The organism is Acidimicrobiales bacterium (assembly GCA_036399815.1).
Lineage (GTDB): Bacteria > Actinomycetota > Acidimicrobiia > Acidimicrobiales > DASWMK01 > DASWMK01.
Genome location: DASWMK010000203.1, coordinates 1 through 9,361, shown reverse-complemented (window position 1 = coordinate 9,361; position 9,361 = coordinate 1). Strand labels below are relative to the sequence as shown.

General features: G+C 76.0%; 8 protein-coding genes. 5 read left to right on the top strand and 3 right to left on the bottom strand.

Translation table 11 applies throughout. The annotated features are described in order from the left end of the window. The 3 genes from VGB14_15325 to VGB14_15315 form a co-directional block, all read right to left on the bottom strand. Window positions 1-1,045: hypothetical protein (locus VGB14_15325; protein ID HEX9994299.1), on the bottom strand; the 1,045-nt coding region annotated here is incomplete at its 3' end. Then, complete coding sequence (locus VGB14_15320; GenBank protein ID HEX9994298.1) at window positions 1,042-2,574, bottom strand: patatin-like phospholipase family protein; 1,533 nt, start codon at window positions 2,572-2,574, stop codon at window positions 1,042-1,044. The genes VGB14_15320 and VGB14_15325, both read right to left, overlap by 4 nt. Beyond that, on the bottom strand, window positions 2,561-4,213 hold the full coding sequence (locus tag VGB14_15315; protein HEX9994297.1) for a GMC family oxidoreductase: 1,653 nt from the start codon (window positions 4,211-4,213) through the stop codon (window positions 2,561-2,563). The genes VGB14_15320 and VGB14_15315 overlap by 14 nt, the downstream gene beginning before the upstream one ends. Before the next feature lie 202 nt (window positions 4,214-4,415). Here VGB14_15315 and VGB14_15310 point away from each other — a divergent pair, with 202 nt between their 5' ends. The 5 genes from VGB14_15310 (at window position 4,416) to VGB14_15290 (ending at window position 9,323) form a co-directional block, all read left to right on the top strand. Next, the gene (locus tag VGB14_15310) at window positions 4,416-5,591 is read left to right on the top strand and encodes an SRPBCC family protein (protein HEX9994296.1); all 1,176 of its coding nucleotides are present in this window, start codon (window positions 4,416-4,418) and stop codon (window positions 5,589-5,591) included. An 11-nt stretch (window positions 5,592-5,602) separates the two neighbouring features. Then, window positions 5,603-6,550, top strand: a complete 948-nt coding sequence (locus VGB14_15305; protein HEX9994295.1) for a patatin-like phospholipase family protein — start codon at window positions 5,603-5,605, stop codon at window positions 6,548-6,550. Further along, a complete protein-coding gene (locus VGB14_15300) occupies window positions 6,547-7,509 on the top strand; it encodes a patatin-like phospholipase family protein (GenBank protein ID HEX9994294.1) in 963 nt (320 codons plus the stop codon). The genes VGB14_15305 and VGB14_15300 overlap by 4 nt, the downstream gene beginning before the upstream one ends. Before the next feature lie 123 nt (window positions 7,510-7,632). Then, window positions 7,633-8,121 (top strand): SigE family RNA polymerase sigma factor, encoded by a 489-nt coding sequence (locus VGB14_15295; GenBank protein ID HEX9994293.1) that lies wholly within the window; start codon window positions 7,633-7,635, stop codon window positions 8,119-8,121. Continuing rightward, a complete protein-coding gene (locus VGB14_15290) occupies window positions 8,118-9,323 on the top strand; it encodes a hypothetical protein (protein HEX9994292.1) in 1,206 nt (401 codons plus the stop codon). Before VGB14_15295 ends, VGB14_15290 begins: the two co-directional genes overlap by 4 nt. Window positions 9,324-9,361: the final 38 nt, after the last annotated feature.

Below are 9,361 nucleotides of genomic sequence, written 5' to 3'. Positions count from 1 at the left end.
CGGCGAGCAGGCGCCGGGACTGGGACGGCGTCGGGTAGCACCGCTCGATCCGGTGCGGCACCGTGGGCACGGCCGGGTCGTCGGGCGCGATGGACACGGGGATGGCCGGCGGCAGGTTGTGGGTCGGGTGCAGGAAGGCGCCGCCCCCGCCGGCGGTGATGCGGTGGCCCCCGTCGTCGCCGGTGTAGCGGGCGTAGTGGTGGGAGTCGCCGGACAGGCTGAGCACCACCGACGCGTGCCGGGGCGCGATCAGGCGGCGCTCGACGTACGCGATGTTGCGGTTGGCGGACGGCCGCACGGGCACCTCGATCCAGCTCGGGGTGGCCACGCACAGGATCACCCGGTCGTGCTCCTGGAGCAGCGCGGACGCCTGCTCGAAGTAGCGGTACTGCGGGTCGTCCACGTACGCGTCGAACTGGGTGTCGACGGCCCACAGCCACCACCGGTGGGGCAGCTGGACGGCGAAGTAGGACCGGTCCTGGCACGTGCGGCGGCCGCCGACCCACTGGTGCTGGGCGAACGTGCGCAGGAAGCTGGTCAGGCCGTCGTACCAGTCGTGGTTGCCGGGGAGGGCCCACAGCTCGGGGGTGGCGGCCTCCTCCGACGACGACGGCAGCGCCGCCCGGAACGGCAGCAGGAACCGCCGCTCGTACTCGTTGGCGCTGGCCACCGGGTACACCTGGTCGCCGCCGAGGATGAGGAGCGCGCCGCGGGGCAGGCGCCGGTCGACGCCGGCCACGTCGAGCATCGGCTGGGAGGCCAGCCACGCCACCGTGTACGACGCGTCGAAGCCGTCGCCGGTGTCGGCCACGTAGTCGAGCCACAGCTCGTCGGTGGCCTCGGCGTGGTGGAGGTGGACGGTGCGGCCGAGCGACTCCTGGAGCTCGCGCTTGTCGAGCCAGGCCCCGAACAGCTTGGACAGCAGCACGCGCATGGCCGACCCGGCCAGCACGCTCGGGCTGAACCACCGCACCGGCGGCTTGGGCCGCCACGGCACCCGCTCCCACGAGTCGGGGCGGGGCGAGGCGCCCCGCGGCGCGGTCACAGCGGCGAGGCGGCCAGCACCTCGCGCGCGTAGACGTCCCAGAGGCTGCCGACGAACAGCCGGCCGAACCGGGAGATGGCCCGCGCCCGGGCCGCCGCCGTCGGCGCCGTGGCCCGGAACGTCGTGAGCTGGCGGGCGAACGACGCCGGGGTGATGCGCAGCACGCCGGCCATCACCGGCGGCCCGTCCGAGGCCTCGCCGTCGTCGCCGAGGCGGGAGACCGTGGTGTACAGCGTGGTCGTGTCCCGCCACACGTCGAGGCCGGGCTCGTCGTGGACGAGCTTGTGCCCGTCGAGGCGGAGGCGGTGGCCGGCGGCGTCGCGGAACCACAGCCGGTAGAGCATGCGCTTGTCGGCGGGGTCGCCCTCGTCGACGAACAGGTTGAACTCGCCCCGCTCGACCGGCAGCCGCCCGCCGAGCGCCTCGCACTCGACGGACCCGACGGCCGTCGCCGCGAGCTCGGGGTCGGTGACGAACCGGTCGAGGTCGTCGACCGAGATCGTGAGGCGGAACCCGAGCCGGGTGCCGTCGGCCTCGCCCCGCAGCCGCCCGGTCACGGGGTCGCTCTCGTCCAGGGCGGCCGGCCCGGCCATGTGCTCGGTGAAGCGCACGCCGACCGGCGGGCGGGACGGGTCGGCCGGCGCCGCCGGCGGCGAGGAGCGCTCGATCCCCCGCTCGTCGCACCACGCCCGCGCCGCCTGCACGCCGCGGGCGACGGCCGCGGCCATGCGGTCCCTCGTGAAGTTCATGAGGTAGTGCAGCGGCACCTCGCCGGCGAGGAGGTGCACGGTGATCGGGCGGCCGAACTCGCCCGGCCGGCCGTCGGCGATGGCGTCGTTGCTGGCGTCGACGCGGCGCAGCACGGCCCGCAGCTGGGCGTTGGCCATCGCCTCGATCATCTGGAAGTACTGGGCGACGAAGCCGTCGTTCCACTCCCCCCGCTCGCTCACCGTCCACACCACCCACAGCTCGTCGGCGCCCCGGCGGATGGCCTCCTCGAGGTTGGCGTCGGTGGCGAACACGGCGTCGATCCACGTGGCGCCCTCGGTGCGCACCGGCGGGAACCACATGGGGAGGGACACGGCCGACACGAGGAGGTCCTCGTCCATCCGGTCGGGCGTGTGCACCACCTGCTCGTGGTGGGTGAAGTCGTAGAGGTTGAACGTCGCCTCCCGCGTCGTCGTGCGGATGGCGTGCCAGTCGAGGCCCCAGTCGGGGAACACGTTGCGCCGGAAGCGGTCGAGGCGGAACAGCGACCGGGCGTAGGGCAGCCGCAGCCAGTCGGCGAACGCCGGCTGCACGCCGCGGAGCGGCCGCATGCGCCGCCAGGCGTCGGCGATCTCGGTGCCGGTCATCCCCTGGCACCACATGGCCAGGTTGAACACGCCGCCCGAGGCGCCGTCGGCGTGGTGGAACTCGATGCCGGCCTCGTCGATCCAGACCTGGAGGACGCCGGCCTGGAACGCCACCTTCGTGCCGCCGCCGGCCATGATCAGCGACCGCTTGACGCCGCCGTCAGGAAGGGGCACGGCCGCTCCTCTCGATCATCCGCTCGGAGAACCGCTCGGCCAGCGCGGCGATCGTGAGCGACGGGTTGGCGCCGACCGGGCCCGGCATCACCGAGCCGTCGGCGACGAACAGGCCGGGGTGGCCGAACACCTCGCCGTGGTCGTCGACCACGCCCTCGTCCCGGTCCCGGCCCATCGGGCACCCGCCGAGGGGGTGGACGGTGACGACCCGGCGCAGGAGGCGGGACGGGTTGTCGACGAAGTCGGCGTCGAGGGCCCTGGCGATGGCCATCTGCGTCGCCCGCACCCGCTCGAAGTAGGCCCACGAGGTGGCGGTCGTCCAGTCGACGTCGAGCCAGCCCCGGCGGAGGCGCATGCGGCCGTCGGCCACGTCCCGGCCCATCCCGAGGAGCGGCATCGACCCGGCGGACCACCGGCCGTCGCCGACGAGCGAGGACAGCTGGACGCCGATCTGGCTCTTCGGCACCCCCCGCAGCTTCGACCACGCCATGTTCCAGCCCATCCGCAGGGCGCGGGCCACCGGGTTCGAGATCGTCGACGTCTCGACGATCCAGTTGGCGAACTCCGGGTAGCCGCCCTCCTCGACGTAGTAGCCGCGGACCCCCCGCTCGCCGCCGTCGGCCTCGTCGGCCACCCGGATCCGGGTCGTGATGACCGGGCCGTTGGCGGGGTCGAGCACGTGGCTGCGGCTGCGGGAGACGAAGCCGAGCAGGTCGCCGTTGCCACAGAACCGGGTGCCGACCTGCGGGCTGAGGCCCCGCAGGGCGCTGCGGTTGCGCAGCAGCAGGTAGGTGCTGCCGAGCGTGCCGGCCGACAGGACGAGCACCTTGCAGCGCACCGTCCGCTCCGGCAGGCGGGAGGTGTCGAGGTGCACCCCCTCGTTGTCCGGGGAGTGGTGGACGTAGGAGACCGACCAGCCGCCGGGCACGGGCGCGAAGCGGCGCACCTCGCAGCGGTCCCGGATGATGGCCGGGACGGACGCCCGCGCCGCCGCGCTGAGGTAGGTGAGGTCGACGGTGTTCTTGCTGCCGAAGTTGCAGCCGACGTCGCACTCGCCGCACATCCGGCACCCGAAGCGGGTCGCGCCGTGCAGGTTGGGCGGCGCGCCGAGCAGCGGCTCGCCCACGCCGGCGCCGAACGAGACGGCGATCGGCGCGAGGTCGAAGTCGGCGCCCATGCGCGCCGCGGCGTCGCGCATGGCGACCGCCTTGGGCGTGTCGGGATAGGGAAGGACGTTCGGCGACAGCACGTCCTCGGCCCGCTGGTAGCAGGGGTCGAGGTCCTCCCTCGTCACCGGCCAGTGCTCGTAGCCGGGGCGGCGCCGGTCCTCGCGGACGAACCACTTCTCGTCCTTGCGCAGCAGGACGTTGGCGTAGATCAGCGAGCCGCCGCCGAGGCCGCTCGCCACCACGGCCTCGAGCCCCCGGAACGACCAGATGTCGAACAGCCCCTGGAGGCCCTCGCTCGGGTCCCAGAAGTTGCGGGACATGTCCCTCGGGCTCCTGGCGAAGGACCCGGGCGGGTAGCGCTTGCCCCGCTCGAGCACGAGCACCGACCGGCCGGCCTCGGCCAGGCGGAGCGCCGAGGCGCCGCCGCCGAAGCCCGACCCGACGACCACCGCGTCGAAGTGCTCGGCCATACCGCCTCCCCTCCCGGCGGACTGTAGACCCGCCCGCCGGGGCACCGCCCGCTAGCGTGCGGCGGCGGCGGCCCGGAAGGGAGGGACCATCGCGTCGACCACCGCCCACCCGGAGCACCGGCACGCCGAGCGCCCCGCGCCGGGCGGGGCCGGTCCCGCGGCGGCGTCCCCCGCCGACCCGGAGCTGCCCGTCACCGGCTGGGTGACCCTGGACGTCCCGGTCGCCGTCGCCTGGCGGGCCTTCTGCGACGTCCGGGGCTGGCCCCGCTGGAACCCGTGCTTCCGGTGGGCCACCGTCGTCGGCGGCGAGCTGCGCCGGGGCGCCCTGCTCGTGTGGGTGTTCGGGCCCATCCGCTGGTGGTTCCCCTACGTGCTGCCGGCCGTGGCCCGGGTCGTCGAGCACGAGCACGAGCGCCGGGTCACCTGGGAGGTGCGGGCCCTGCCCGGCTTCCGGGCGAGGCACAGCTACCGGTTCGAGCCCCTCGGCGAGGACCGCTGCCGGTTCGGCTCGTGGGAGGTGGCCGACGGCCCCGCCTACCGCGGCCTCCGGCGCTTCTGGCTCGCCCACTTCCGCTACGTCTGCCGCACGTCGCTCGCCGGCGCGACCGCGCTCGGGTCGGCAGCCACCCGCGCCGGCGTCCGCCTCGTGGACCACGGCGCCGGCACGGCCCGGCCGCCGCTCGTCGTCATCCCCGGCATCGACGGCTCGTGGGGCAGCGTCGCCCCGTTCGTGGAGGACCTGGCCGGCGACCGCCGGGTGGTCGTCGCCGACTACACCAGGGAGGACAACCCCAACCTCGACGACCTGGCCGCCGAGATCGCCGGCGCCGTCGCCGCCCACGTCGACGGGCCGGTCGACGTGCTCGGGCAGTCGATCGGCAGCGTGCTCGCCGCCCGCGTCGCGAGGGACCCCCGCGTCGCCGCCCGGCGGGTCGTGCTGGTCGGCACGTTCACTCGGGCCCGGTGGCGGGCGCTGCGGGTGGCGACCGTCGCGATGGCCCTGTCGACGCGGGCGCTCAACCGGCTGACGGCGCCGCCGCTGATGGCGCTCGTGTGCGGCCCGGTGGGCGACGGCCGCGGCCACCCCTTCTTCGCCACGAGCGCGGAGAGCGACCCCTCCGGCGTGCGCCGCCGCACGGCCTGGCAGGTGGACCGGGACTTCGGGCCGGACATCCGGGCCGTCGACGCCCCGCTCCTGGTGCTCCTCGGCGACCGGGACCGCTTCGTGCCCGACGCCGCCGCCCAGCTGGCCGAGCTGCGCGCCCTGCTCGACGGGCGCGACGCCAGGGTCGTCCCCGTGCGGGGTGGCGGCCACGTGCTGCTGCCGTCCGCGGCGGTGGGCGCGGCGCTGGCCGAGATCAGGGCGTTCCTCGGGTGAGGCGGGCATTGGTGCTGAACGCAGCGTCGTCGTGGGCGGCCTTCCAGGTCGGCGCCCTCCGCCACCTCGTCGACGACCGGAGGCTCCACTTCGACGTGCACGCCGGCACCGGCATCGGCGCCATGCACGCCGCGTTCGTGGCCTGCGGTGAGCTCGACGCGCTCGTCGAGGTGTGGCAGCGGATGGGGCTGCGCCGGCTCGTCCGCCCGAGCCTCCGCCACCCGTGGCGGGGGCCGTTCACCGGAGCGCCCCAGCGGCGCCTGATCGCCGCCCACGTGAGCGAGTCCCGCCTCGTGGCGAGGGGGACGGTGGTCGCTGCGGCCGTGGTCGACCTGCGCACCGGCCGGGTGGACCACCTCGTGTGGCCGGGGTGCGACCTGCCGATCGTGGACGGGCTGATGGCCGCCGTCGCCACCCCCGGCCTGCTGGCGCCCGTCGCGCACGGCGGCCGCGACCTGGCCGAGGCGACCGTCGTCGACGCCGTGCCCCTGCGGGCCGTCACGGACGGCGCCCTGCCCGGGGTCGGCCCGGTGGACGAGGTCGTCGCCGTGCTGGCCACGCCGCTCGCCGGTCGGCGCCGCTACGACACCTGGCGGGCCGTCGCCGACCGGGCCGTCGCCGTCAACCTGGCCCACGACGCCGACGCCGCCGTCGACGACGCCACGAGGGACGCTGCCGCGGCAGGCGCCTTCGACCGCGTCGACCGCGACCTCGGGCCGGCGCTCGCCGCCCTCGTCGACGACCCCCAGGTGCGCGACCGCCTCGTCGCCACGGTGGCCGGGCGCCGGGCCGCGGCGGCCGCCGCCCACCCGGGCCGGCCCCGCCCGCCCCGCCTCCACGTCGTCCGCCCGACCGAGCCGCTCGACTTCCCCCTCTGGCGGTTCCGCGACGCCGACGTGACCGACGCCTTCCTCCACGGCCACGCCGCCGCCCGCGCCGTGATGGACGCCGTGCCGTGAGGACGGGGCTGTTCCTCACGCCCGGCGCGGCCCGCTCCGCCTACCAGGTGGGCGCGGCGCAGGGGCTGCTCGCCGCCGGCGTGGTGCCCGACGTCGTCGCCGCCTCGTCGGTCGGCGCCCTGAACGGCGCGTTCGTGGCCACCGGCCAGGTCGACCGGCTGGCGGCGCTGTGGTCGACGTGGACCGACGCCGACATCTTCGGCGTCGACTGGGCCGCGCTCGTGCGGGGCGGGGTGCTGTGGGCGCCCAACCTCCTGCACAACCGGCCCCAGCGCCGGGACGTGATCGACCGCCACCTCTCCGACGACCGGCTGCGGCCCGGCGTCCGGTTCCGCGTCGACCTCGCCGACCTGACCACCGGCGAGGCGCCGGTGTTCGAGTGGCCCGGCGCCCCGCTCCCCCTCGCCGACGGCGTGAACGCGTCGGTCGCCGTGCCCGGGGCGATCGCGCCGGTCGAGGCGCTCGGGGACCAGTGGGCCGACGGCCTCACGATCGACGGCTTCCCGCTCGAGGCCGCGCTCCTCGTCACCGGGGTGGAGCGGGCGTTCGTGCTCGGCGTGGCGCCCCGGCACCCGTCGTCGGCGCCGCAGGCGAACGTGCTGCGGGCCGTGCTCCGGGCCGCGGAGTGGAACCAGTACAGCGAGACCTGGCTGGGCCTCGAGCGCACGGAGGCCCGCAACCGGGTGCTGCGGGCCTGGGCCGCCGACCGGGCGGCGGCGGTGGCCGCCGTCGAGGAGGAGGTCGGCGACGCCGACCTGCGGGCCCGGCTGCTCGCCGAGGTGGACCGGGTCTACGGCGACCCGGCGCTCGCCTACGGGCGGCGGGAGGTGGAGGTCGTGCCCGTGCTGCCCGACGAGGAGATCGAGATGTTCTTCACCGACTACGACCCCGCCCGGTCGCGCCGGCTGCTCGATCTCGGCCGCCGGGACGCCGAGCGGGCCGTCGCCGCGCTGGGCTGAGCGCTCGGCGAGGCGGCGGGCGGCGGGCGGGGGCCCACGGCCGGGCCGAGGCGGGTGAGACGCGCGATCCGTGTCAACCGGCGCGCCGCGGTGCGCGTCGGAGAGGGTGTGGGAACGACCATCGTGGCGGACCGGCGAGGCGACGTCGAAGACGTGTTCCGGGCGGAGTACGGGCGGCTCGTGGGCCTTGCCCGCCTGCTCGTCGACGACCCGGGGCAGGCGGAGGAGGTGGTGCAGGACGCGTTCGTGGCCCTGTACCGGCGGTGGGGCGTGGTCGAGCACCCGGCCAGGTACCTGCGCACCTCGGTGGTGAACGGGGCCAGGGGCCGGCTGCGGCAGCGGGCCGTCGCCCGGCGGCACCTCCGCGTCGCCGACCCCGTCCGCCCGGGCGGGCCCGACGAGGGCGCCGTGCTGAGCGAGGAGCACCTCGCCGTCGCCGCCGCCCTCGCCCGGCTCCCCGACCGCCAGCGGGCGTGCATCGCCCTGCGCTTCTACGGCGACCTGAGCGAGGCCGAGATCGCCGCCACCCTCGGCATCTCCGCCGGCTCGGTCAAGACCCACGTCCACCGCGGCATGGCCGCCCTCGCCACCGCCCTGGAGGAGCTCCGATGACCGACGACACCGAGCCCCGCGTCCGCGACGCGCTGAGCGCCCTCGCCACCCGGGGCGGGGCGCCCGACGAGCACGAGGCCTGGGAGCGGATCACCGCCGCCATCGACGCGACGGGCCGGTCGGCGCACCGCCGCAGGGCGATGCTGGCCGTCGCCGGGCTGGCCGTGGCCGGCTCGGCCGCCGCCGCCGTCGTCGGGCTGGCCATGACCGACGACGGCGAGCGCCAGTCCGTCCGCGTGGTCGCCCCCGCCTCCACCCCGACCACCGACCGCCCCCCGTCCACCGAGCCGCCGGTCACCGACTCCGAGGTCGAGACGGTCCCCTCGGTGCCGCCCGACACGGGGACCACGGGCACGGTCGTGCTCACGCCGCAGCCGACCGCGGCGACGGGACCGGTCCCCGCCCACCCGCTGGCCGCCGTCGTCGTCGACGAGGCCGTCGGCGCCACCACCATCGAGGTCCACGACGCCGACACGGGCGAGCTGCTCGGCACGCCCGCCGGCTGGACGCAGTTCGGCTACTCCGACGCGTCGATCGCCGCCGACGGCACGCTGTGGTTCGAGGAGGAGCTCGGCGACAGCTCCCAGGTCGTCAGGGTGGCGTGGGGCTCGACGGAGAAGGAGGTCCCGTTCGGCACGGAGACGGGCAGCCCCGCGCTGTCCCCCGACGGCCGCACCCTCGCCTACGTGCACCGCGGGATCACCGTCGAGCGCCAGAGCGTCCGGTTCGTCGACCTGGCGACCGGTGCACAGACCGGCGAGCTGTTCTGGGCCGACGACGAGGCCGACTTCTTCAACGTGCGGGGCAGGGTCGGGAACCTGGAGTGGTCGCCCGACGGCAGCCGCCTGCTGTTCGTGTCGAGCTACGAGGACGCCGCGGCGTACCTGCTCGACCCGGCCACGGCGGGCACGCTGAGCGACGCCACGCCGCTGGCGGGCGGGACGACGGTCAAGTCCCACTGGGTGGGCGACGACCGGGTCGTGGTGCTCGGGACCTGCTGCTACGTCGAGTACGAGAGCAGCAGGGCGCTCCTCTACGAGGTGGGCGGCGGGGAGCCGACCGAGCTGTCCGTGCCGGGCCGGCCGGTCGCGGTGGACGGGCGGCCGGACGGCACGATCGCCGTCCTCACCGACGACGGCGTGCTCCACGTGGTCGACGGGCCGTCGCTCGAGCTCCCGGGGGCCGTGGACTTCACGTTCTGATGCCGTCCCGCCACCGCTCGGTGGAGCGACCGAGGGCG

Bases quoted from the DNA above. Each gene is read 5' to 3' on its own strand.
- VGB14_15315 (HEX9994297.1), bottom strand. From the start codon at position 4,213: ATGGCCGAGCACTTCGACGCGGTGGTCGTCGGGTCGGGCTTCGGCGGC.
- VGB14_15290 (HEX9994292.1), top strand. From the start codon at position 8,118: ATGACCGACGACACCGAGCCCCGCGTCCGCGACGCGCTGAGCGCCCTC.